The sequence below is a fragment of the Actinomadura monticuli genome (assembly GCF_041463655.1).
In the GTDB taxonomy this organism is placed as follows: domain Bacteria; phylum Actinomycetota; class Actinomycetes; order Streptosporangiales; family Streptosporangiaceae; genus Spirillospora; species Spirillospora monticuli.
The window spans coordinates 1-22,257 of the sequence record NZ_JAXCEI010000015.1 but is presented as its reverse complement, the minus strand read 5'-3'; the positions used below and the strand labels follow the sequence as shown (position 1 = coordinate 22,257).

At 72.1% G+C, this 22,257-nt stretch carries 19 protein-coding genes and 1 tRNA gene; 5 read left to right on the top strand and 15 right to left on the bottom strand.

Going from position 1 to position 22,257, the window contains the following annotated elements; all coding sequences use genetic code 11:
- Nucleotides 1–13 precede the first annotated feature (13 nt).
- The 6 genes from SM611_RS28710 to SM611_RS28685 all read right to left on the bottom strand — a co-directional run bounded on the left by SM611_RS28710 (nucleotide 14) and on the right by SM611_RS28685 (nucleotide 5,886).
- Nucleotides 14–847, bottom strand: coding sequence for an ABC transporter ATP-binding protein (locus tag SM611_RS28710; RefSeq protein WP_371953408.1), 834 nt, complete (start codon nucleotides 845–847; stop codon nucleotides 14–16).
- A complete protein-coding gene (locus tag SM611_RS28705; RefSeq protein ID WP_443112148.1) occupies nucleotides 837–1,628 on the bottom strand; it encodes an ABC transporter ATP-binding protein in 792 nt (263 codons plus the stop codon). The genes SM611_RS28710 and SM611_RS28705 overlap by 11 nt, the downstream gene beginning before the upstream one ends.
- The gene (locus SM611_RS28700; protein ID WP_371953407.1) at nucleotides 1,625–2,779 is read right to left on the bottom strand and encodes a branched-chain amino acid ABC transporter permease; all 1,155 of its coding nucleotides are present in this window, start codon (nucleotides 2,777–2,779) and stop codon (nucleotides 1,625–1,627) included. Before SM611_RS28700 ends, SM611_RS28705 begins: the two co-directional genes overlap by 4 nt.
- The gene (locus tag SM611_RS28695) at nucleotides 2,776–3,741 is read right to left on the bottom strand and encodes a branched-chain amino acid ABC transporter permease (RefSeq protein ID WP_371953405.1); all 966 of its coding nucleotides are present in this window, start codon (nucleotides 3,739–3,741) and stop codon (nucleotides 2,776–2,778) included. The genes SM611_RS28700 and SM611_RS28695 overlap by 4 nt, the downstream gene beginning before the upstream one ends.
- Before the next feature lie 92 nt (nucleotides 3,742–3,833).
- The gene (locus SM611_RS28690; RefSeq protein WP_371953404.1) at nucleotides 3,834–5,006 is read right to left on the bottom strand and encodes a branched-chain amino acid ABC transporter substrate-binding protein; all 1,173 of its coding nucleotides are present in this window, start codon (nucleotides 5,004–5,006) and stop codon (nucleotides 3,834–3,836) included.
- A gap of 298 nt (nucleotides 5,007–5,304) precedes the next feature.
- Nucleotides 5,305–5,886 (bottom strand): ANTAR domain-containing response regulator, encoded by a 582-nt coding sequence (locus tag SM611_RS28685; RefSeq protein WP_371953557.1) that lies wholly within the window; start codon nucleotides 5,884–5,886, stop codon nucleotides 5,305–5,307.
- 120 nt (nucleotides 5,887–6,006) lie between these two features.
- On the opposite strand from SM611_RS28685, the gene SM611_RS28680 reads away from it, so the two are divergent.
- Nucleotides 6,007–6,079: transfer RNA gene (locus tag SM611_RS28680), tRNA-Leu, on the top strand.
- A gap of 255 nt (nucleotides 6,080–6,334) precedes the next feature.
- Here the strand turns inward: SM611_RS28680 and pyk are convergent.
- Nucleotides 6,335–7,765, bottom strand: coding sequence for a pyruvate kinase (gene pyk / locus SM611_RS28675; protein ID WP_371953403.1), 1,431 nt, complete (start codon nucleotides 7,763–7,765; stop codon nucleotides 6,335–6,337).
- A gap of 121 nt (nucleotides 7,766–7,886) precedes the next feature.
- Entirely contained in the window at nucleotides 7,887–8,441 is a 555-nt protein-coding gene (locus tag SM611_RS28670; protein ID WP_371953402.1) for a type 1 glutamine amidotransferase domain-containing protein, read from the bottom strand.
- A 65-nt stretch (nucleotides 8,442–8,506) separates the two neighbouring features.
- Between SM611_RS28670 and SM611_RS28665 the strand changes: the two genes are divergently transcribed.
- Entirely contained in the window at nucleotides 8,507–9,241 is a 735-nt protein-coding gene (locus SM611_RS28665; protein WP_371953401.1) for a DUF6597 domain-containing transcriptional factor, read from the top strand.
- A 3-nt stretch (nucleotides 9,242–9,244) separates the two neighbouring features.
- Here the strand turns inward: SM611_RS28665 and SM611_RS28660 are convergent, their stop codons facing one another.
- Entirely contained in the window at nucleotides 9,245–10,105 is an 861-nt protein-coding gene (locus SM611_RS28660) for a hypothetical protein (RefSeq protein ID WP_371953399.1), read from the bottom strand.
- A 280-nt stretch (nucleotides 10,106–10,385) separates the two neighbouring features.
- Between SM611_RS28660 and SM611_RS28655 the strand changes: the two genes are divergently transcribed.
- Nucleotides 10,386–10,952 carry a pyridoxal-dependent decarboxylase gene (locus SM611_RS28655; protein WP_371953397.1) on the top strand — a complete coding sequence of 189 codons (567 nt, stop codon included), beginning with the start codon at nucleotides 10,386–10,388 and terminating at the stop codon, nucleotides 10,950–10,952.
- On the top strand, nucleotides 10,898–11,128 hold the full coding sequence (locus SM611_RS28650; protein ID WP_371953395.1) for a hypothetical protein: 231 nt from the start codon (nucleotides 10,898–10,900) through the stop codon (nucleotides 11,126–11,128). Before SM611_RS28655 ends, SM611_RS28650 begins: the two co-directional genes overlap by 55 nt.
- A 4-nt stretch (nucleotides 11,129–11,132) precedes the next feature.
- Here SM611_RS28650 and SM611_RS28645 read toward each other — a convergent pair whose 3' ends face one another.
- The 3 genes from SM611_RS28645 to SM611_RS28635 form a co-directional block, all read right to left on the bottom strand.
- Complete coding sequence (locus SM611_RS28645) at nucleotides 11,133–13,055, bottom strand: M48 family metalloprotease (RefSeq protein ID WP_371953393.1); 1,923 nt, start codon at nucleotides 13,053–13,055, stop codon at nucleotides 11,133–11,135.
- A 91-nt stretch (nucleotides 13,056–13,146) separates the two neighbouring features.
- Nucleotides 13,147–13,599 carry a VOC family protein gene (locus tag SM611_RS28640; protein WP_371953391.1) on the bottom strand — a complete coding sequence of 151 codons (453 nt, stop codon included), beginning with the start codon at nucleotides 13,597–13,599 and terminating at the stop codon, nucleotides 13,147–13,149.
- A gap of 77 nt (nucleotides 13,600–13,676) precedes the next feature.
- A complete protein-coding gene (locus SM611_RS28635; protein WP_371953389.1) occupies nucleotides 13,677–14,096 on the bottom strand; it encodes a helix-turn-helix transcriptional regulator in 420 nt (139 codons plus the stop codon).
- A 121-nt stretch (nucleotides 14,097–14,217) separates the two neighbouring features.
- Here SM611_RS28635 and SM611_RS28630 point away from each other — a divergent pair, with 121 nt between their 5' ends.
- Nucleotides 14,218–14,676, top strand: a complete 459-nt coding sequence (locus tag SM611_RS28630) for a DUF6069 family protein (protein WP_371953387.1) — start codon at nucleotides 14,218–14,220, stop codon at nucleotides 14,674–14,676.
- A gap of 65 nt (nucleotides 14,677–14,741) precedes the next feature.
- Here the strand turns inward: SM611_RS28630 and SM611_RS28625 are convergent, their stop codons facing one another.
- The 3 genes from SM611_RS28625 to SM611_RS28615 all read right to left on the bottom strand — a co-directional run.
- Nucleotides 14,742–16,205, bottom strand: coding sequence for a glutamate synthase subunit beta (locus SM611_RS28625; protein WP_371953385.1), 1,464 nt, complete (start codon nucleotides 16,203–16,205; stop codon nucleotides 14,742–14,744).
- 16 nt (nucleotides 16,206–16,221) lie between these two features.
- The gene (gltB, locus tag SM611_RS28620; protein ID WP_371953384.1) at nucleotides 16,222–20,793 is read right to left on the bottom strand and encodes a glutamate synthase large subunit; all 4,572 of its coding nucleotides are present in this window, start codon (nucleotides 20,791–20,793) and stop codon (nucleotides 16,222–16,224) included.
- A 333-nt stretch (nucleotides 20,794–21,126) separates the two neighbouring features.
- Nucleotides 21,127–22,257 (bottom strand): hypothetical protein (locus SM611_RS28615; RefSeq protein ID WP_371953383.1); only part of this gene is annotated, 1,131 nt, incomplete at its 5' end.

Below are 22,257 nucleotides of genomic sequence, written 5' to 3'. Positions count from 1 at the left end.
GAAACGGGTGTCCCTACTTGGCCTCTCCCGCGTCGTCCGCGGACTCGGCCGCCCCGGAGGCGTCGGCCGCCCCGGCCGGCTCGGCCCGCTCGGGGGACGCGGCCGGCTCGCCGGACGCCGCCTCCGGCTCGGCCGCCGCGCCCAGGTCGCCGCCCAGGTAGGCCGCGCGGACCTGCGGGTCGTCGAGCAGCTCGCTCGCCGGCGCCGCCTTCACCACGCGGCCCGTCTCCAGGACGTACGCGCGGTGCGCGATCTGCAGCGCCTGCTGGGCGTTCTGCTCCACCAGCAGCACCGTCGTGCCGCGCCGGTTGATCTCCTGGATGATCGAGAAGATCTGCTGCACCAGCATCGGCGCGAGCCCCATGGACGGCTCGTCCAGCAGCAGCACCTTCGGCCTGGCCATCAGCGCGCGCCCGATCGCGAGCATCTGCTGCTCGCCGCCGGACATCGTGCCGCCCGCCTGCGACTTGCGCTCGGCCAGCCGCGGGAACAGCTCGTAGGCCTCCGCCAGCTCCTTGGAGGAGTCGTCCTTGCGGGCGTAGGCGCCCATCAGGAGGTTCTCCTCCACGGTCATCCCGGGGAAGATCCCGCGCCCTTCGGGCGCCTGCCCGATCCCGGCCGAGACGCGCTTGTGGCCCGCCAGCCGGCTGATGTCGCGGCCGTCGAACCGGATCGAGCCGGACGTCAGGTTCCGCAGACCCGAGATCGTCTTCAGCGTCGTCGTCTTCCCGGCGCCGTTCGCGCCGATCAGCGTGACGATCTCGCCCTCGTTCACGGACACCGAGATGCCCTTGAGCGCCGCGATCTTTCCGTAGTGGACGTGGATGTCCTCGATCTCAAGAAGCATCGGCAGGAGCCCCCAGATACGCCTCGATCACGCGCGGGTCGTTCTGCACCTCGGCCGGCAGGCCGTCGGCGATCTTCTGCCCGAAGTCCAGCACCGCGACCCGGTCGCTGATCCCCATCACGAGGCTCATGTCGTGCTCGATGAGCAGGACGGTCACCCCGGTGTCGCGGATCCTGCGGATCAGGTCCTGCAGGGCGACCTTCTCCGCCGGGTTCATGCCCGCCGCCGGCTCGTCCAGCAGCAGCAGCTTCGGGTTCGTGCCCAGCGCCCGCGCGATCTCCAGGCGCCGCTGGTCGCCGTACGGGAGGTTCTTCGCGGCCTCCTCGGCCCGGTGCGAGACCCCCACCAGCTCCAGCAGCTCGCGGGCCCGCTCCCGGCCCTGCCGCTCCTCGCGGTGGAACCACGGCAGCCCGAGCGCGGCGCCGGCGAGACCGGTCCGGTGGTGGGCGTCCGTGCCCACCAGGACGTTCTCCAGCGCGGTCATGTTGTGGAACAGCCGCACGTTCTGGAACGTCCGGGCGACGCCGAGCTTCGTCACGACATAGCGCTTCTTGCCGTCGATGCGCTTGCCGTCGAACACGACCGCGCCCTCGGTGGGCCGGTAGACGCCGGTGGTCACGTTGAACACCGTCGTCTTGCCCGCGCCGTTCGGGCCGATCAACGCGAAGATCTCGCCCTCGCGGATCGTGATGTTCACCTTGTTGAGCGCCACGACGCCGCCGAAGCGCATCACGACGTCCTGGAGCTCCAGGACCGGCTTGCGCTCGTCCGTCCCGCTCACTTGCCCACCTCCGCGGTCTCGGACTGGCCGGGGCCGGCGACCTCGGCGCCCATGCTGCCCATGCCGCCGGTGCCCTCCGCCAGTTCGGCCTTGCGCCGCCGCGACGGCCACAGCCCCTCCGGACGGAAGATCATCATCAGCACGAGCGCGCCGCCGAAGATCAGCATGCGGTACTCGTCCAGGAACCGGAACCGCTCGGGCAGCCACGCCACCACGAACGCGCCCAGGATCGCCCCGGGGATGTTCCCCGAGCCGCCCAGCACGACCGCCGCCAGGATCAGCGCCGACACGATGAACTCGAAGTTCGCCGGCAGGATCGACGTCTGCTTCGCGGCGAACACGACGCCGCCGCTGCCGCCGATGGCCGCGCCGATCGCGAACGCCGCCAGCTTGAACTTGAACGTCGGGACGCCCATGAGCTCGGCCGCGTCCTCGTCCTCGCGGATCGACGCCCAGGCCCGCCCGACGCGCGAGGCGTCCAGCCGCCGGACGAAGATGATCGCGACGATGATGAACGCGAGCAGCAGGTAGTAGTACGGCCGCGTGTCCAGCAGCCCGTACTTCAGCGGCTGCACGCCGAGGATCTCGAACTCCGACAGGCTCGGCGGGTGCGGGATCCCCTGCACGCCGCGCGGGCCGTTCACGAACGAGCTGTTGTTCGCGGTCCGCTTGACGATCTCACCGAAGCCGAGCGTCACGATCGCCAGGTAGTCGCCGCGCAGCCGCAGCGTCGGGGCCCCCAGGATCACGCCCGCCAGCGCCGAGAACAGGATCGCCAGGACGAGCGTCTCCCAGAAGCTCCAGTGGTACCGGACGGCGAAGATCGCGATGGTGTAGCCGCCGACCGCGTAGAACGCGACGTAGCCGAGGTCGAGCAGGCCGGCCATGCCGACCACGACGTTCAGGCCGAGCGCCAGCAGCACGTAGATGGCGATCTGGTCGCTGAGCATCGACGGCCAGCTCGCGCCGCTCGGCGCCATGAAGCTGCCGATCGACTCGCTCGGCAGGAAGATCGCGCCGACGATGAGCAGGAGGTACACGATCCAGCGCTGCCAGCCGGGGGCGCCCGCCCACCAGTTCCGCAGCGGGTCGAGGGAGAGGCCGGGGCCGCGCCGGCCCGCCTTGCCGTTGGTCGTCTTCGTGAGGTTCATGCGCGCGCCTGCTGGAGGGACTCACCGAGGATGCCGGTGGGACGGAACATCAGGACCAGGATCAGCACGGTGAACGCGACGACGTCCCGCCACTGCGAGCCGAACAGGCTCGAACCGTACATCTCGAGCAGCCCGAGCACGAAACCGCCGGCCAGGGCGCCGCGGATGTTGCCGATCCCGCCGAGGACCGCCGCCGTGAACGCCTTGATGCCGAGCAGGAAGCCGACGAAGTAGTTCGTCTGCTCGAAGCGCAGGAAGTACAGCGCCGCCGCGACGCCGGCCATGACGCCGCCGACCATGAACGTCACCGACACGACGCGGTCGATGTTGACGCCCATGAGCACGGCCGTCTCCGGGTCCTGCGCGGTCGAGCGGATGCCGCGGCCGAGCTTGGTCCGGTTCACGAACTGGTCGAGCGCCACCATCATCAGCACCGCTCCGATGAAGATGATCAGCTTGTCGTTGCTGATCTGGATCGGGCCGTAGTCCACCACGTTCGTGAGCTGCTTGAAGTGCTCGTCGACGGGAAGCCGGCCGCCCTCCTCCGAGGTCCCGAACACCCGGTGCACGACCACCGTCGCGAACAGCTGCTGGATGAAGATCGACGCCCCGATGGCCGAGATCAGCGCGGCCAGCCGGGACGCGCCCCTCTTTCGGAGCGGCCGGTACGCCGTCACCTCGAGGAGCATCGCGCTGCCGGCGGTGACCACGCCGGCCACCACCGCGGTCAGCGCCACCACCCCCACCAGGGCGAACCCGCCCGCGGTGGACACGCCGAGCGTGCGCACGGTCCACAGGGCCGCGAACGTGCCGACCATGAACAGGTCGGCGTGCGCGAAGTTGATCAGCCTCAGCACGCCGTAGACCATCGTGTAGCCCAGCGCCAGCAGCGCGTAGATCGCGCCGAGGGCCAGACCGTCGATGGTCGACGGCCAGAATTGATTGATGAAGTCGTCGAGCACCTTTGGTCGCCTTAATCAGAGAAGGAGCGGGAGCGCTGTAGCGCTCCCGCTCCCGCGCCATCAGGGGGTCTCGGCAGGGGCGCTTGTGACGCCTAGGAGACCTTCGCCTCGCCGCTCTTGCCGAGCAGCGGAAGCTGGTTGTCCTTCACCTCGTAGACGTAGATGTCCTCGGTGGCGAGCTCGCCGTTGTCGGCGAACTTGATCTGCTTGCCCACGCCCTGGACGTCGATGGACTTGAGGTACTCGTTGATGTCCTCGGGCTTGGTCTTGCCGGCCTTGACCGCCTCGATGAACGCGGTGGCCGCGTCGAAGCCCTCGGTCGAGTAGATCGCGACGTCCGAGCCGAACTTCGCCTTGTAGTCGTCGGCGAACTTCTTGGCCTTCGGGTTGGTCTTGCCGGTCGGGTCGATGAGGCAGCCGCAGCTGATCAGCGTGCCCTGGGCGTTCTTCTGGCCGGTGCCCTCGATCAGGCCGGTGGCCAGCGAGCCGTCGCCGGACATCATCTTGCCCTTGTAGCCGCCCTCGCGCAGCTGCTTGAACAGCCGGCCCGCGACCGCGTAGTAGCCGCCGAAGTAGACGAAGTCGGGCTTGAACTCGTTGATCTTGTTGACCGTCGAGGAGTAGTCGGTGCCCTTGTCGTCGACCGCGTCGTTCTGGGTCTGCGCGCCCTTGGCCTTCACGGCCTTCTCGATGGCGTCCGCGAGGCCCTTGCCGTAGTCCTGGTTGTCGGAGACCAGGAAGACCTTCTTGGCGCCCGAGTTCATCACGAACTCGGCCACGCCGGAGCTCTGCGCCGCGTCGTCGGCCACCACGCGGTGCCAGAACTTCCAGCTCTTCTCGCCCAGCGTGATGTTCGTCGCCGACGGCGACACGCTCGGGATCTTGGCCTCTTCCAGGATCGGGCCGACGCTCTGCGACTCGCCCGAGAACGCCGGGCCGACCAGGCCGGCGATCTTGTCGTTCTTGACCGCGCCGAGCGCCAGCGACGTCGCCTGCTCCGGCTTGCCCTGGCTGTCATAGGTCTTGAGCTTGATCTTGACCTTGGGGTTCGTGGCGTTGTACTGCTCGATCGCCAGCTGCGCGCCCTGCTTGGGCGGGATCACCAGGCCCGAGTTCTCACCGGTCAGGTCGCCCATGAACCCGATCGTGACCTCGTTGCCGCTGCCACCGGAATCGCTATCGTCGCCACCACATGCCACGGCGCTGAGCGCGAGCGCCGCGCTCACCGCCACCGCGCCGGTGATCCTCATCTTGTTGCGCCGCAAGGTGCCCAACCTTTCCATCCGGATCCGGGAGGGGATCGGGTACGAGACATGCCCCGACGCCGAACCTTGGGACAAGGAAAACGGTCAGTCGGGGATCAGCTATGTCGTACACCGTCGACCCACCTCAGAACAGGCCCCCCCGATCGAAGGGTTACTCGTTCGTTACTCCCCTGTGCCCATCCGACACCCGGCATTGCCTGGGATGATTACGGAGAGTGACGACACTGGGCCGGGTCTGTTCCGCTGGTCGGACCTTGACGAACGCGTCACAACGCGTCCGGAGGCGGCGCCGGCGCCCTCAGCCGGCGGCCGGCTCGTCCCGGCCGCCGGACGCGCCCGCGACCACGGCCTCGGCGACGGCCCGCATCGTGAGGCGGCGGTCCATCGAGGTCTTCTGGATCCAGCGGAAGGCCTCGGGCTCGGACCAGCCGTGCGCCTGCTGCAGCAGACCCTTCGCGCGGTCCACCACCTTGCGGGTCTCCAGCCGCTCCTGCAGCCCGGCGACCTCCGCCTCAAGCGCCCGCAGCTCGGTGTACCGGCTCACCGCCATCTCGATCGCGGGGGTGAGGTCGGTCTTGGAGAACGGCTTGACGAGGTAGGCCATCGCCCCGGCCTCCGTCGCCCGCTGGACGAGCTCGCGCTGGGAGAACGCCGTGAGGATCACGACCGGCGCGATCCTGTCGGCGGAGATCCGCTCGGCCGCGGAGATCCCGTCCAGGACCGGCATCTTGACGTCCAGGATCACCAGATCGGGCTTCAGCTCACCGGCCAGCCGCACGGCGGTCTCGCCGTCCCCCGCCTCTCCGACGACCTCGTAGCCGTCCTCCTGAAGCATCTCCTTCAGGTCCAGCCGGATCAGGGCCTCGTCTTCCGCGATCACAACTCGCCGCGCGCTCTCCACGCGCACGAGCCTACCGAAACCCGCTACCCTGGTCCCGACCGCCCCTCCGGCGGCGGCCATGCGCCGCACGGCCAAGATGTCCGGTTTATCTGGACTTGAGCCCCGATATCCCAACGGCAGAGGAAATGGTCTCAAACACCATCAAGTGTGGGTTCGAATCCCACTCGGGGCACCTCTCACCGAACCGTCGGCCGCTCTAGTCCGCTCGCCCGCGCGGACGGCACGCGCCCGGACGCGAACCCCCGCTCCCCCCGTGACGGGTTGACCGCTTTTCCGGAGCGACGTGCAAATGAGACCGGGCGGTGATACCTGCGCGGTGGGCAATGACGGCGCCGCGCGCCAAAGGGCCGGTCGACGCGGGGCCGGACGACAAGGGCCGGGCACCGCGCGGGGTGCGTGTCGCGCGGTGCCCGGCGGGGTGAGTGGCTCAGTGCGGGATGGCTATGGCGTCGCCCAGCGTGTGGACGCGGAGGGCGTTCGTGGAGCCGGGCGTCCCGGGCGGAGAGCCGGCCACGACGACGACCTTGTCGCCCTTCTGGCAGCGGCCGAGTTCGAGGAGGGCCTGCTCCACCTGGCCGAACATGGCGTCGGTGTGGTCGACCTGCGGGACGATGAAGGTCTCGACGCCCCACACGTGCGCGAGGCGGCCCCGGACGGCGGGGACGGACGTGAAGGCGACCAGCGGGATGGGCGAGCGGTAGCGCGACAGCCGCCGGGCGGTCTCGCCGGACATCGTGAACGCGGCGAGCGCCTCGGCGCCGACGATGGCGCCGACCTCGGCGGCGGCGCGGGCGATGGCGCCGCCGACCGTCTCCGGGATGCGTTCGAGGGTGTGGGTGGCGTGCAGCACGGCCTGCTCGGCGGTCTGCACGATGCGGCTCATCGTCAGGACCGACTCGATCGGGTACTGGCCGACGCTCGTCTCGCCCGACAGCATCACCGCGTCGGCGCCCTCGAAGACGGCGTTGGCGACGTCGGAGGTCTCGGCGCGGGTCGGGCGCGGGGCGGAGATCATCGACTCGAGCATCTGGGTGGCGACGATGACCGGGCGGGCCTTCTCGCGGCAGAGCTCGATGGCGCGCTTCTGGACGATCGGGACCTGTTCGAGGGGGAGCTCGACGCCGAGGTCGCCGCGGGCGACCATGATGCCGTCGAAGGCGGCGACGATCTCGGGGAGCCGCTCGACGGCCTGCGGCTTCTCGATCTTGCCGATGAGGGGGACGCGGACGCCCTCCTCCTCCATGATCTGGTAGCAGATGTCGGCGTCGGCGGGGGTCCGCACGAAGGACAGGGCGACGAGGTCGACGCCGAGGCGCAGGGCCCAGCGGAGGTCGCGCTCGTCCTTCTCGGTGAGGGCGGGGACGCTGACCGGGACGCCGGGCAGGTTGAGGCCCTTGTTGTCGGAGATCATGCCGCCGACGGTGACCGTGGTCCGCACGCGGGTGCCGTCGACACCGGTGACCTTGAGGGCCACGCGGCCGTCGTCGATGAGGACGGTGTCGCCGGGGCCGACGTCGCCCGGCAGCCCCTGGTAGGTGGTGGACACCTCGCGCCGGGTGCCGGGGACGTCGTCGGTGGTGATGGTGAACTCGTCGCCGAGCGTGAGCCGTACGGGCCCGTCGGGGAAGCGCCCGATGCGGATCTTGGGACCCTGCAGGTCCGCGAGGATGCCGACGCCGCGCCCGGTGGCGTCGGCGGCCGCCCTGATCCGGTGGTAGACCTCCTCGTGGACGGCGTGTTCGCCATGGCTCATGTTGAGCCGGGCGACGTCGATGCCGGCGTCGACGAGGGCGTTGATCTGCTCGGTGCTGGAGCAGGCGGGACCGATGGTGCTGACAATCTTCGCTCGACGGGTCACGTGCACAACCGTACTTAGTTACTTGTTGGTACGGATATTCGCGCAGGATATGGTCGCCCGCGGTTCACCGATTGGTCTAGGTCAGAGGTCTAGACCACATCCGCGGACCACATCCGGCCGGTCAGCGCGCGAACGCCTCGACGGCGGCCCGGCAGAACGCCTTGAGGTCGTCGGGCCTGCGGCTGCTGACGAGCACGTTGGGCCCGGCCTCGCATACCTTTACCTCCTCGTCCACCCATGTGGCGCCCGCATTGCGCAGATCGGTCTGGAGGCTCGGCCAGGACGTCATCGTGCGGCCCCGGACGACGTCCGCCTCCACGAGCGTCCACGGCCCGTGGCAGATGACCGCGACGGGCTTGCCCGCCTCGAAGAAGGACCGGGCGAACGCGACCGCGTTCGGGTCGGTGCGCAGGAAGTCCGGGTTGGCGACGCCGCCCGGCAGGACGAGCCCGGCGAACTCGGTGTGGTCCGAGACGTCGACCGTGGTGTCGACGGGGAAGGTGTCGGCCCTGTCCAGGTGGTCGAACGCCTGGAGGCGGCCCGACTGCGTGGACACCAGGCGCGGGTTCCCGCCGGCCTGCTCGACGGCCGTCCACGGCTCGGTGAGCTCGACCTGCTCGGTGCCCTCCGGGGCGCACAGGAAGGCGATGCTCCGGCCTTGAAGATCGTTCGTCATGACTTCTCCTAGTTTGGTTGGCTTTCAAGGCCCTTGCCCGGATGGCCGGATGGTATGCAGGAGGGGTGAGCCCGACCGTCCGCCGGCCCCCGCCCGCCACCGATCCGATGACGGGCTCCGCCCGGCGGGCGTACCGCGAGTACCGGGCTGCGGGGCTGGCGTGCGTGTGGACGGCGGCGCTGCCGCGCGGCGCCGAGCCGTTCGTCCAGCGCGTCGTGCCGGACGGCTGCGTCGACCTGATCTGGTCTGAGGCCGGCATCCTGGTCGCGGGCCCGGACACCGGGCCGATCCCGGCGGTGATGCGGCCGGGCGACGCGGTGGTGGCGGTGCGGTTCCGGCCGGGGACGGCGCCGCCGGTGCTGGGCGTCCCGGCGGACGCGGTCCGGGACGGGCGCGTCCCCCTGCGGGACCTGTGGGGCGCGGAGGCCGGCCGGCTGGCGGAGGCCGTGGCCGCGGCGGGCGACCGGCGCGCGGCCCTGGTCGCGGCGGTGCGGGAGCGCATGGGCCCGCCGGACCCGCTGGTCCCGGCGCTGGTGGCGGCGCTGGAGCGGGAGTCGGTGCGGGACGCGGCGGGCGGCCTGGGCATCGGCGAGCGCCAGCTGCGGCGGCGTTCGCTCGCGGCGTTCGGGTACGGGCCGAAGACGCTGCAGCGGGTGCTGCGCTTCCAGCGGGCGCTGGCCATGGTGCGGGCGGGCGAGACGCAGGCGGGCGCGGCGTACGCGGCGGGCTACGCCGACCAGGCCCATTTCGCGCACGAGGTGCGGGACCTGGCGGGCGAGCCCGTCCGGAACCTGCTGTGAGAGTCAGGGCTTGAGCCGGCCGTAGGCGCGGAGTGTCAGCAGCCGCTCGACGGTGACGAAGCCGCGCCATTCGGGACGCGTGACCGGGGTCCAGCTGGGGAACGCGATGTCCCAGCCGCCGTCGTCGTCCTGCGCGTCGGCGAGGGCGTCGAGCCGCGCCTCGATCATCCCGGCGCCGAAGAGGCGGTGCCCGTATCCGCCCGGGGCGGGCGCGAAGTCGAGCACGTCCTGGTGGTCGCTTCCGGCGCCGGCGGAGAGGACGTCCCGGACGCCGGCGAAGGCGGCCTCGGCGCGCTCGCGGTCGGGAACGTGGTCGAGGAACGTCAGCACGGCGAGGACGTCGTACGCGCCGGGTTCCGTGTCGAGGCCCTCCAGGTAGCGCCAGCAGAAGGCGTCGGCGGGGCCGAGCCAGGGATGGCCGGAGCGGGCCCGGTGGAGCATTCCGGCGAGGGTGGCGGTGGGGTTGATGCTCCCGGGAGGGTCGTCGGGCGTCCGCCACCACGGGCCGTGCGGGGTGCCGCGGACGCTGGGCAGCACGAACGGCACTCCCCCGTCGTCCCGGCTGATGGACGCGAGGTAGTCGCCCACGCGGCCGACGGCGGGATCGTCGTCCGCGCCCGCCTCGTGCAGGAACTGCAGGGCGTGCTGGGCCGGGACGGGCTGGCTGCCCTCCCCGCGCAGGTCGGGTTCGAGTGCGTGGCCGTAGCCGCCGTCCGGGTTCTCGTAGGCCCGGAGTGCGGCGACGACGGGCGCGGCGGGTCCGCCGAGGAAGTGGAGCGCGAACCGGCGCCGGTCGATGAGGCGGGCGTTGAGCCGCATGAACTCCGCGGCGCGGGCAAGGTCGGACGGGTTCAGGACGTTCATGCGGCCGACGTTACGGCGGCCGCGTCCGGCGGGTCTTGTAGGAAACGGCCGTCCGGCGGGGCGCGGGTGGGCCCGGCCACCCCAGCGGTGGGTGGCCGGGCCCCTGATGTCCCGCCTTGCGGGGTGCGGGAGCGGGCGGCCGCCGCGGCGTGCCGGGACCGTGCCGTCCGGGCGCCGTGGGCGAACCCTGGCGGGACGGTAGCCGACCGGCCCCAAGACCACAAGGGGGGCCGCGGCCGGGCGGTTCCCAGCGGGCTCCGGCTGTGATCTGCTGTGCGCCATGAGCGATCCGCTTGACGAACGCGACAAGGCCGGCGAGCCGCTCGCGGTGGTGGCGCGGGAGGCGGGGCCCTATCTGGACGGCCTGCGCGAGCGCCTCGTCCACGACGGGGCGAAGGACGCGCTCCTGGACGAGCTGGACGGTCCGCTGCCCGCCGCCGGGGAGGGCGCGGTGGCCGCGGTCGAGCGGCTGGTCCGGATCGGGACGGCGGCGGCGACGCACTCGTCCGGTCCCCAGTTCTTCCACTTCGTGGTGGGCGGGTCGACGCCGGCGGCGATGGCGGGCGACTGGACGGCGTCGCTGCTGGACCAGGCGGCCGGGCTGTGGCTCACGTCGCCGCTGGCGGCGCGGGCGGAGACGGTCGTGCTGCGCTGGCTGAAGGAGCTGTTCGGGCTGCCCGCGTCGTTCGGGGGCGTGCTGACGCCCAGCGCGACGCTCGCGCACGTGGCGGGCCTGGCGTGCGCGAGGAGGCGCCGGACCTGGAGCTGCTCGCACCGGTTCAGCTGTGCGTCGTGTGCTTCCGGTACCGCCCGGAGGGCGTACCCGCGGGGCGGCTCGACGAGCTGAACGAGCGCCTCGGCGAGGCGCTGCTCGCCGACGGCCGCGTCTACGCGGGCACGAGCACCTACCGGGGCATGACGGTGTTCCGCCCGGCGCCGCTCAACTGGCGGACGACCGAGGCCGACGTGGAGCGCCTCGTGGACGTCGTCCGCGAGCTGGGGGCCGCCCTGAAGGAGGAGTGAGCGGTCACACCTTCTCCGTCGACCATTCCAGCCGGGAGCCGACGAGCTCCCTGAGGACGCGCCGCGTCTCGGCGAGGTCGGTGCACGGCGGCTTGCCCCCGACGCGGATGTGGCTCTCCTGGGTGCGGCCCTCCTCGTCCGTCCAGGTGACGAGGAAGCGCACGGCCCACTGGTCCTTCTTCGTCCAGAGGGTGGCCTTGAGGATGCGCTCGGGTTCCAGGAGCCAGCTGCCCTCCCGGGCGAGGAGCTCTTGGGGCGTGCCGTCCAGCAGCTTCTGGATCCGCTCCCTGATCGGGAGGGTGGACACGCCGCCGCGCATCGCGGCGGCCGTGGAGATCCGGACGAACAGGATGCCGATGTCGAGGACGAGCGCGTCGTAGAAGTCGCCGTCCTCCTCCACGCCGTGCAGGACGCCGATCAGGTCGACGCCGGTGCGCGCGGGCGGGGCCGGGCGGTGCGCCGGGTCGGCGCCCCGGTCCGCCAGCCAGGCGCGCAGGGCCGGGACGTGGCCGGGGCCCAGATCGGCCGGCACGGCCGCCTCGACGTCGACCGGGGCGCCGTCCGGGCCGGTCAGCGACACCGGGTCGCCGGCCCAGGAGAACCGCACGGCGACCCCGCCGGACGCCTGCAGCGCCGAGGAGACCAGGGCGCGCACGTGGCGGGCGAGCAGCTCCCCGCGTTCCCTCTTCGTCCGGTAGGTGCCGCCGCTGACCTCCTTGCCCAGGTCCGGGCCCTTCCCCTGCTCCAGGGCGTCGAGGACGGTCCCGAGGTTCGCGGGGGACGTGCCGGTGACGCGCTCGGCGGCGGTGAGCAGGTCCAGCCCGGTCTCGGCGGCGCCCATGCTCTCGATCCGCGCGGCCAGCTCGTCCCAGCCGAGGGCGGTGGCGTCCGCGCCGAACAGTGCGGTCCGCAGCCGCTCCCGGACGGCCGCCGGGTCGGCGAGCAGGGCGGTGGCGGGACGCTCGTCGGGGACGAGCCCGGACGGCTCGGGGCAGGCGGCGATGGCGGTGAGCCGGTCGGCGAGCGTCGGGTGCGAGTCGTAGGGGTCGCGCTTCTCCGGCTTGGCGAGGGTCGTGCGAATCTCCTCCTGCCGGCTCGGCTCGGCGAGCAGCGCGCGGAACCCGCCGAACAGGTCGGCGGGCGCGAGGCCGTAGCGGCTGCCGGGCAGGGCCAGCCGGTTCAGGAAGAACCCCCAGGCGACGGCGGTCGCGCGGACCGACTCCAGCGCGGCCGCGGCGGCGCGCCGCCCGGAGATCTCGACCATGAACCGGTCGGCCTCGATCTCCTGGGCGCGCCGCACGGCCTGCGACACCCGGAAGTAGATCTTCGCGTAGCCGTCGAAGACCTTGCGCAGGACGGCGAGGAGCGCGCCGCCGTCGCCGTCGAGCGCGTCCACCGTCCGGTCCAGGGCGATCGCGCCGCGGTAGGTGATGCCGCCCAGCCGGGTGTGGCGGCCGCCGTAGTGGCCGAGTTCGTGGCCGAGGACGGCGCGCAGCTGGGACACGGTGAGGGTCTCCAGCAGCGGCACCCCGATGATCATGTGGCGGCGGCGGGCGGAGAGCCCGAACCAGCGGGTCTCCTCGCTCACCGCCGCGTTCACGTCGGGGACGAACTTGAGCTCGTCCGGCGGGCGGGTGCCGACGCGCGCCGCCAGCTCGTCGACGGCCGCCCACAGCGCGGGCTCGTCGGCGCGCCCGGCGGGCAGCCCGCCGGGCGGCTCCGGCCGGTGCCGCGCGGTGCGGACGAGCGCCCCGAGGACGGGCACCGACACGATCAGCATGGCCGCGCCGATCTTGATCGTGGCCAGGCCGGGATGGACGACCATGAGGTAGCAGGCCAGCGCGGCGACGGCCAGCACGGCGAGGGTCAGCAGGTAGTAGCCGGCCAGCAGCGCGAGGGCCACGACGGCTCGGAGCGTTGTCTTCACAGGGGGGCTCACCGGGTGCCTGTCCCGCACGGGGACGATCTTGGGGGTGTCGGCATGGTAGCCGCATCGAACCGGCGGGGCACCCCGTTTCTCAGGTCGCGCAGTCGTTCCAGGGCGCGGTCTCGTCGAGCTCCTCGAACGGCTGGGTGAGGCTGTACCAGCAGCCGGAGTCGTCCCGGAAGACCGCCTCGATGCCGTAGGGGCGCTTCTGCGGCTCGTGGACGAACTCGACGCCCAGTGCGCACAGCCGGTCGTACTCGGACTGGCAGTCGTCGGTGTTGAAGGCGCCGGCGCCGAGGACGCCCTTGGCGATGAGCGCCCTCATCTGGGCGGCGGAGTCCGGGTCCATCGTGGGCGGGCCGGGCACCATGAGCGTGAGGCTGAGGTCGGGCTGGCCTTTGGCGCCGACGGTGATCCAGCGCATCCCGCCCTCGCCGAGCGTCATGTCGTCCCGGGCCTCCAGGCCGAGCTTCTCGGTGAAGAACGCCTTGGCCGAGTCGAGGTCGAGCACCCAGACGGTGGCGAGCCCCAGTTTGGTGATCATGCAGCTGTCTCCTTCGTGATCCGCGATGACGGGTCCACGCTAGGGCGCGGCCGGTGGGCCGGCCTTCTCCAAAGTTGCTAGCCCGCGCGGAAGCCGCCGGCCCAGAGCAGCACGAAGCAGCCGGGGATCGAGGACGCGCCGGGGCCGCGGGCCCGGCGCCGGAACTCGGTGGGCGTCATCCCGGTCTGCCGCTTGAAGCGGGTGCAGAACGTGCCGAGGCTCGTGAACCCGACCAGCATGCAGATCTCGGTGACGGTCAGGTTGGCGGTGCGCAGCAGGTCCTGCGCGCGCTCGATGCGGCGGCGGGCGAGGTAGGCGCCGGGGGTCTCGCCGTAGACCTCGCGGAACAGCCGGACGAAGTGGTAGCGCGAGTAGCCGGCGCGGGCGGCGACGGCGGACACGTCGAGGGGTTCGGCCCACTCGCGGTCCATCGCGTCCCGGGCGACCCTCATCCGGCGCAGCGTGCCCGTGTCCAGGGTGGACGCCGTGTTCTCCATGCCCCGATGCTCGCACGGAAGCACCGACAAATTTTTTTGTCTTGACAACTCGGCTTGTCTGAGCGCAGGATGGGGACGTCCCCTAGGGCCGCCGGCCCGGACGAACCGAAGGAGCACCGCGATGACCATCACGACCGCCACGACCGCCACGACCGCCACGACGATGACGAGCACCGTTGCCGCCGCCGGGACCTGGAGCGTCCGGCGGGTGCGCGCGACGGCCGTGGGCGCGGCGGTCGCCGCCAACACCGCCCTGTACCTGGCGGCCTCCGCCGCCGGGACCGACTTCCTGCTCACCGACCCCGGCAAGGCCGAGGCGCACCACCTGATCGTTCCGGAGATCGCCGTCTTCACCCTGCTGTTCGGGCTGCTCGGCTGGGGGACGATGGCGGCGCTGGAGCGGTTCACCCGGCACGCGCGGGCCGCCTGGAGCGTGCTCGCCGCCGCCGTGCTGGTGCTGTCGTTCGTGCCGATCGGCCTGGAGCAGGCCTCCGCCGCCACCCGCGCCGCGCTGACGGTGATCCACATCGTGGTGGCCGTGGCGCTGCTCCCCCTGCTCCGCCGCCCGGCCGGCCGGTGACCGGCGGCGCCGCGACGCGGAAAGGCCCCGGAGGACGATCCTCCGGGGCCTTTCCGCGTGCCGCGTCAGGCGATCGGGCGCGCCGTGGGCGGGATGGGGTAGGGCAGGTCGGTGCGGCCGGTGAGGTGGGCGTCGACGCCGTGCGCGGCGGCGCGGCCCTCGGCGATCGCCCAGACGATCAGCGACTGGCCGCGGCCCATGTCGCCCGCGGCGTACACGCCGTCCACGGACGTCTTGTAGTCGCCGTCGCGGACCACGTTGCCGCGCTGGTCCAGCTCGACGCCGAGCTGGTCGAGCAGGCCCTCGCGCTGCGGGCCGAGGAAGCCCATCGCCAGGGTGACCAGCTCGGCGGGGATCTCCCGCTCGGTGCCCGCGATCGGCGCGAACCGGGTCTCCGGGCCGCCGACCTCCACCAGCCTCAGCGCGCGGACGTTGCCGTCCGCGTCGCCGGCGAACTCGGTGGTGGACACCGCGTAGACCCGGTCGCCGCCCTGGTCGGCGAGCTCCTCGTGGGCGCTCTCCATCTTGAACAGCATCGGGTACGTCGGCCACGGCTGGGCGTCCGGCCGGGTCTCCGGCGGCCGCGGCATGATCTCCAGCTGGGTGACGGACGCGGCGCCCTGCCGGATCGCCGTGCCGACGCAGTCGGCGCCGGTGTCGCCGCCGCCGATCACGACGACGTGCTTGCCCTTCGCCGAGATCGGCGACTCGTCGTAGTCGCCCTCCTGCACCTTGTTGGACGGCGGCAGGTACTCCATCGCCTGGTGGACGCCCTTCAGCTCCCGGCCCGGGACGGGCAGGTCGCGCCAGGCGGTGGCGCCGCCCGCGAGCACGACCGCGTCGTAGCGCTCGCGCAGCTCGTCGGCGGTGATGTCGACCCCGACGTTCACCGAGGTCTTGAAGGAGGTGCCCTCGGCGCGCATCTGGGCGAGGCGCCGGTCGAGGTGCCGCTTCTCCATCTTGAACTCGGGGATGCCGTAGCGCAGCAGCCCGCCGATCCGGTCGGCGCGCTCGTACACGGTGACGTCGTGGCCGGCGCGGGTGAGCTGCTGCGCGGCGGCGAGGCCCGCGGGCCCCGAGCCGACGACCGCGACCGTCCGGCCGGTCTTCACGGCGGGCGGCTGCGGCCGCACCCAGCCCTCCGCGAACGCCCGGTCGATGATCTCGACCTCGACCCGCTTGATCGTCACCGGGTCCTGGTTGATGCCGAGGACGCAGGCGCTCTCGCACGGGGCGGGGCACAGCCTCCCGGTGAACTCCGGGAAGTTGTTGGTGGCGTGCAGCCGCTCGACCGCCTCGTGCCAGTCCTTGCGGTAGACGAGGTCGTTCCACTCGGGGATCAGGTTGCCGAGCGGGCAGCCCTGGTGGCAGAACGGGATGCCGCAGTCCATGCAGCGGCTCGCCTGCTTCTCCAGCCGGTCCTTGCCGAAGTCCTCGTAGACCTCGGACCAGCTCCTGATCCGGACGTCGACCGGGCGGCGCTTCGGGAGCTCCCGCCGGACGGTCAGAAAACCCTTCGGGTCGGCCATGTGGGCAGTCCCCCTCTCAGCTCTGCGCGGCGGCCATGACGGCCTCGTCGACGTCGCGTCCCTCGGCCTCGGCCTTCGCCATGGCGTTCAGGACGCGTCGGTAGTCACGCGGCATGATCTTGGTGAAGCGGGCCGCGGCGGCGTCCCAGTCGTCCAGCAGCAGCCGGGCGACCTGCGAGCCGGTCTCGGCCAGGTGCCGCTCGACGAGCCCGCGGACGGACGCGGCGTCGTCGAGGTCGAGCGGTTCCAGGTCGACCATCTCGCCGTTGACCCGCTCGGGCACCAGGTCCAGGACGTAGGCGATGCCGCCGGACATGCCGGCCGCGAGGTTGCGTCCCGTCCCGCCGAGGATGACGGCGCGGCCGCCGGTCATGTACTCGCAGGCGTGGTCGCCGACGCCCTCGACGACGGCGGTGGCGCCGGAGTTGCGGACGCAGAACCGCTCGCCGACGACCCCGCGCGCGAACAGCTCGCCCGAGGTGGCGCCGTACAGGATGACGTTGCCGCCGATGATCTGCTGCTCGGCCGCGAACGCGGCGTCCGCCGGGGGACGCAGCGTCAGCCGCCCGCCCGACAGGCCCTTGCCGACGTAGTCGTTGGCGTCGCCGACGAGCCGCAGCGTGACCCCGCGCGGCACGAACGCGCCGAACGAGTTGCCCGCCGACCCGGTGAAGGTGACGTCGACGGTGCCGTCGGGCAGGCCCGCGCCGCCCCACTTCTTCGTCACCTCGTGGCCGAGCATGGTGCCGACCGTCCGGTTGACGTTGCGGATCGGCAGCTCCAGCCGCACCGCGTCGCCGTAGGCGATCGCGCCCTCGGCGAGCTGGATCAGCGTGTTGTCGAGGGCCTTCTCCAGCCCGTGGTCCTGCTCGGCGGTGCGGCGCAGCGACGCGCCGTCCGCCACCTCGGGGGCGTGCAGGATCGGGGTCAGGTCCAGCCCGGACGCCTTCCAGTGCTCGACGGCCTCGCGCGTGTCGATCATCTCGACGTGCCCGATGGCCTCGTCCAGCGACCGGAACCCGAGGGCCGCCAGGTACTCGCGGACCTCCTCGGCGACGAACTCGAAGAAGTTGACCACGAACTCGGGCTTGCCGGAGAACCGCTGCCGCAGCACCGGGTTCTGGGTGGCGACGCCGACCGGGCAGGTGTCCAGGTGGCAGACCCGCATCATGATGCAGCCCGACACCACCAGCGGCGCGGTAGCGAAGCCGTACTCCTCGGCGCCGAGGAGCGCCGCGACGACGACGTCCCGGCCGGTCTTCATCTGCCCGTCGGTCTGCACGACGATGCGGTCGCGCAGCCCGTTCAGCAGCAGCGTCTGCTGCGTCTCGGCGAGGCCGAGCTCCCAGGGCGCGCCGGCGTGCTTCAGCGACGTCAGCGGGGACGCGCCGGTGCCGCCGTCGTGCCCGGAGATGAGCACCACATCGGCGTGCGCCTTCGACACCCCGGCCGCGACCGTGCCGACCCCGACCTCGGCGACGAGCTTGACGTGCACGCGCGCCGCCGGGTTGGCGTTCTTCAGGTCGTGGATGAGCTGCGCCAGGTCCTCGATCGAGTAGATGTCGTGGTGCGGCGGCGGCGAGATGAGGCCGACGCCGGGCGTGGAGTGCCGGGTCTTGGCGATCCACGGGTACACCTTGTGGCCGGGCAGCTGGCCGCCCTCGCCGGGCTTGGCGCCCTGCGCCATCTTGATCTGGATGTCGTCGGAGTTGGTGAGGTACTCCGAGGTCACGCCGAACCGTCCGGAGGCGACCTGCTTGATCGCGCTGCGCCGCAGGTCGCCGTTCTCGTCCGGGGTGAAGCGGGACGGGTCCTCGCCGCCCTCGCCGGTGTTGGACTTGCCGCCGAGGCGGTTCATCGCGATGGCGAGGGTCTCGTGCGCCTCGGCCGAGATGGAGCCGTACGACATGGCGCCGGTGGAGAACCGCTTGACGATCTCCGACACCGGCTCGACCTCGTCGATCGGCACCGGCGGCCGGGCGCCCTCCTTCAGGTTGAACAGCCCGCGGAGGGTCATGAGCTTCTCCGCCTGCGAGTCGACCTTGGAGGTGTACTCCTTGAAGATCTCGTAGCGGCGGGTGCGGGTCGCGTGCTGGAGCTTGAACACCGTGTCCGGGTTGAACAGGTGCGGCTCGCCCTCGCGGCGCCACTGGTACTCGCCGCCGACCTCCAGGGTGCGGTGCGCGAGCTCGTTGCCGCCCGGCGGGTAGGCGCGGGCGTGCCGCTGCGCGACCTCGCGGGCCAGCACGTCGAAGCCGACGCCGCCGAGCCGGGACGTGGTGCCGGTGAAGCAGCGGGACACGACGTCCTCGCCGAGGCCGATCGCCTCGAAGATCTGCGCGCCGGTGTAGGACGCGACCGTGGACACGCCCATCTTCGACATGACCTTCAGGACGCCCTTGCCGTACGCCTTCACCAGGTTCCGGACGGCCTCGCCCGGGGCCGGGCCCTCGATGACGCCGCCGCGGACGAGGTCCTCGACGGTCTCGATCGCCAGGTACGGGTTGATCGCGGACGCGCCGTACCCGATGAGCAGCGCCATGTGGTGGCACTCGCGGGCCTCGCCCGTCTCGATCACCAGGCCGACCCGCGTGCGGGTCTTCTCCCGGATCAGGTGGTGGTGGACGGACCCGGTCAGCAGCAGCGACGGGATCGCGGCGCGGGCCGAGTCGGCGCCCCGGTCCGACAGGACGATGATGCGGGCGCCGGCGCCGATGGCCCGGCTCACCTCGGAGTTGATCTCCTCCAGGCGGGCCTCCAGGGCCTCTCCCCCGCCGGACACCTCGTACAGGCCCTGCACGACGTAGGCCTGCAGGTGCGGCAGCGACCCCTCGTCGTCGATGTGGATGATCTTGGACAGCTCGTCGTTGTCCAGGATCGGGGTCGGCAGCACCAGCCGCCGGCACGAGTCCGGGCCGGGCTCCAGGAGGTTGCCCTCCGGCCCGAGCGTGGACTGCAGCGAGGTGACGAGCTCCTCGCGGATCGCGTCCAGCGGCGGGTTCGTGACCTGCGCGAACAGCTGCTTGAAGTAGTCGAACAGCAGCCGCGGGCGCTCCGACAGCACGGCGATCGGGGTGTCGGTGCCCATCGACCCGATGGGCTCGGCGCCGTTCTTCGCCATCGGCGACAGGATGATCCGCTGCTCTTCGAGCGTGTAGCCGAACGTCTGCTGCCGCTTGACCAGCGTCTCGTGGGTCGGGATCTCCCGCTCGCGCTGCGGCAGCTCCTCGAACCGGACCAGGCCCTCGTGCAGCCACTCGCCGTACGGGTGCTCGGCGGCCAGCTCGGCCTTGACCTCGTCGTCCTCGACGATCCGCCCGGCGGCGGTGTCCACGAGGAAGATCTTGCCGGGCTGGAGCCGGCCCTTGCGGACGACCTTGCTCGCCGGGATGTCGAGTACGCCGGCCTCGCTGGCCAGCACGACCAGGCCGTCGTCGGTCACCCAGTACCGGCCGGGGCGCAGCCCGTTGCGGTCCAGGACGGCGCCGACCACGGTCCCGTCGGTGAAGCTGACGCTGGCGGGGCCGTCCCACGCCTCCATCAGGGTGGAGTGGAACTCGTAGAACGCGCGGCGACCGGCGTCCATCTCGGCGTGGTTCTCCCACGCCTCCGGGATCATCATCAGCACCGCGTGCGGCAGCGACCGGCCGCCGAGGTGCAGCAGCTCCAGGCACTCGTCGAACGAGGCGGTGTCGGACGCCTCGATGTCGATCACCGGGTAGATCCGGGACAGCTCGCCCGGGATCAGGTCGGACTTCAGCAGCGCCTCGCGGGCCCGCATCCAGTTCCGGTTGCCCTTCACCGTGTTGATCTCGCCGTTGTGGGCGATGAACCGGTACGGGTGGGCCAGCTCCCAGGCGGGGAACGTGTTAGTCGAGAACCGCGAGTGGACCAGGGCGATCGCGCTGGTGAAGCGGCGGTCCGACAGGTCGGGGAAGAACGGCTCCAGCTGCGGGGTGGTCAGCATCCCCTTGTAGACGATCGTCCGGCTGGACAGGCTCGGGAAGTACACCGGGACGTCCTGCTCGGCGCGCTCGCGCATGCAGAACACGACGCGGTCCAGCTCCAGGCCGGTCTTGCCCGCATGCGGGCCGCCCGCCGCGGGGGCGACGAACAGCTGCGTGAAGTGCGGCATGACGCGGCGCGCGGCCGGGCCGGTGAAGTCGGGGTCGTGCGGCAGCTCGCGCCACCCGAGGACCGTCAGGCCCTCCTCCACGCAGAGGGTCTCCACGTAGGCGATCGCGGCGGCGCGCTCCTCGCCGTCCGCGGGCAGGAACCCGATGCCGGCCGCGTAGCCGCCGGCCTCGGGGAGGGGGAAGTCGCAGACCTCCCGGAAGAACGCGTCCGGGAGCTGGACGAGGATGCCGACGCCGTCGCCGTCGTCCGGCTCCGCGCCCACCGCCCCCCGGTGGTCGAGGTTCTTCAGGACGGTCAGGGCTTTCTCGACGATGTCGTGGCTCTTGCGGCCGTGCATGTCGGCGACCATGCCGACGCCGCAGGCGTCATGCTCGTTGGCCGGGTCGTACAGCCCCTGCGAATCGGGGCGGCCCTGTACGCGGGCAGCAGGTGTGAAGGCAGCCGAGGCCATCAACCCTCCCGTCGTCTCGTGTCACTGCTTCGATGTCAGTGCAGTCGTGGGACGACGTTGGCCCTGCTGCGGTGAGATGACATTACATCACTGCCGGGATCATGCCCGACTGCACCAGATCGCGAAACTTCTTCGCGGCCATCACCGGTGCGCCATCTCGAATTGGTTTAGACCAGGCTAGCGGCTGGCCCCGACCGGGCACGGCACCGGGCCCGGTGAAAATCATCACCGAGGCACGATGTTTACGCTTAAAGCCGCTGACCTACCGAAATATTCCCTCAACCGGGTGCCGGGAAGGGCCGGCGGGCCGGGCCGGCCGTGCGGCGGGACGGGTCAGTCGGACGCGCGGGCGGCGCGGCCCAGCACCGCCGGGGACTTGCCGCCCTCGATCAGCAGCGACAGCAGCGTCTCGTCGGTCTCGTCACCCTTGCCGTCCAGCCGCTGCGCCCACGAGACCACGGCGAAGTGGCCCATGGCGAGGCCCCGGGCCATGCCGAAGCCGCGGCCGAAGCCGTCCAGGGGTCTCGGGGCCTCCAGGGGCAGGACGAACCCGGCGCCGATCGTGTGCTCCAGCCTCTCGACGAACCGGTCCGCGTCGGCCGCGGCGTTCAGGTTGAACACCGCGACGGCCAGCGCGTACCCGTGCCGCGGGTCGGAGTAGATGCCCCGCGCCGCCTGCGTGCAGCCGCCCCTGCCCAGTTCGGCGCCCACGGAACCGCCCCACACGGCGGCGGCGCAGTCGCCGTCCAGCCGCTTGGCGCGCAGCCTCACCTTCGCCTTGCCGCCGGGGACGGACAGCGTCGCCGCCTCCGCGGGGAACACCTCCCCGATCGTCAGCGGGCCGGGGTCGGCGCTCCGGGAGGCGATGCCGCCGTACGCCGACGTCGAGGGAGAGCTGGAGTACGAGACCGGCGAGGGACCGTTCCCCGCCGGCGTCCCGATCTTCGCGTCGGCCGCGTGCTCGGGCGCCGGACCGTTCCCACCGCGGAGCAGGACCACGCCCGCCGCGCCGAGCAGCAGGAACGCGCCCAGGACCGCCGCGGCGCCGAAGTACAGCCTCGGGCCGAGGCCGCCGGACCTGCCCGCCTGCTTCGCCTTGCCGGCCCGCTTCGCTCCGCCCGCCTGCTTGGCCTTGGCGGCCTTCTGCGGCCTCTTGGCCTTGCCGGGCCTCTTCGGCTTCCCGCCGCGCGGCCCGGAGGGCGAGGCCGCCTCGTGACCGTCCCCGTAGCGCGGGTCCTCGTACGGGACGCCCCCGTACGGCTCGGCGCCGTACGGCTCGCCCTCGTACCGCTCGCCTTCGTAGGGCCACTCGTCGTACTGCGGCTCGGGCGGCGGCGGGGCGGGGCGCTCCCGGCGGGGCGCGGGGCGGCGGGGCGGCGTGCCGCGGCGCGGGCCGCCCGCGCGGGCCGGCGGCGTCCTGCGGGGGGCGGGCCTGCCGCGGCCCTGCCGGCTCACCGGCGCTCC

Coding starts and splice junctions, on each gene's coding strand:
- gltB (WP_371953384.1), bottom strand. CDS start 20,793: ATGGCCTCGGCTGCCTTCACACCTGCTGCCCGCGTACAGGGCCGCCCC.
- SM611_RS28710 (WP_371953408.1), bottom strand. CDS start 847: ATGCTTCTTGAGATCGAGGACATCCACGTCCACTACGGAAAGATCGCG.
- SM611_RS28635 (WP_371953389.1), bottom strand. CDS start 14,096: ATGGAGAACACGGCGTCCACCCTGGACACGGGCACGCTGCGCCGGATG.
- SM611_RS28660 (WP_371953399.1), bottom strand. CDS start 10,105: ATGAACGTCCTGAACCCGTCCGACCTTGCCCGCGCCGCGGAGTTCATG.
- SM611_RS28655 (WP_371953397.1), top strand. CDS start 10,386: ATGAGCGATCCGCTTGACGAACGCGACAAGGCCGGCGAGCCGCTCGCG.
- SM611_RS28670 (WP_371953402.1), bottom strand. CDS start 8,441: ATGACGAACGATCTTCAAGGCCGGAGCATCGCCTTCCTGTGCGCCCCG.
- SM611_RS28625 (WP_371953385.1), bottom strand. CDS start 16,205: ATGGCCGACCCGAAGGGTTTTCTGACCGTCCGGCGGGAGCTCCCGAAG.
- SM611_RS28640 (WP_371953391.1), bottom strand. CDS start 13,599: ATGATCACCAAACTGGGGCTCGCCACCGTCTGGGTGCTCGACCTCGAC.
- SM611_RS28700 (WP_371953407.1), bottom strand. CDS start 2,779: ATGAACCTCACGAAGACGACCAACGGCAAGGCGGGCCGGCGCGGCCCC.
- SM611_RS28630 (WP_371953387.1), top strand. CDS start 14,218: ATGACCATCACGACCGCCACGACCGCCACGACCGCCACGACGATGACG.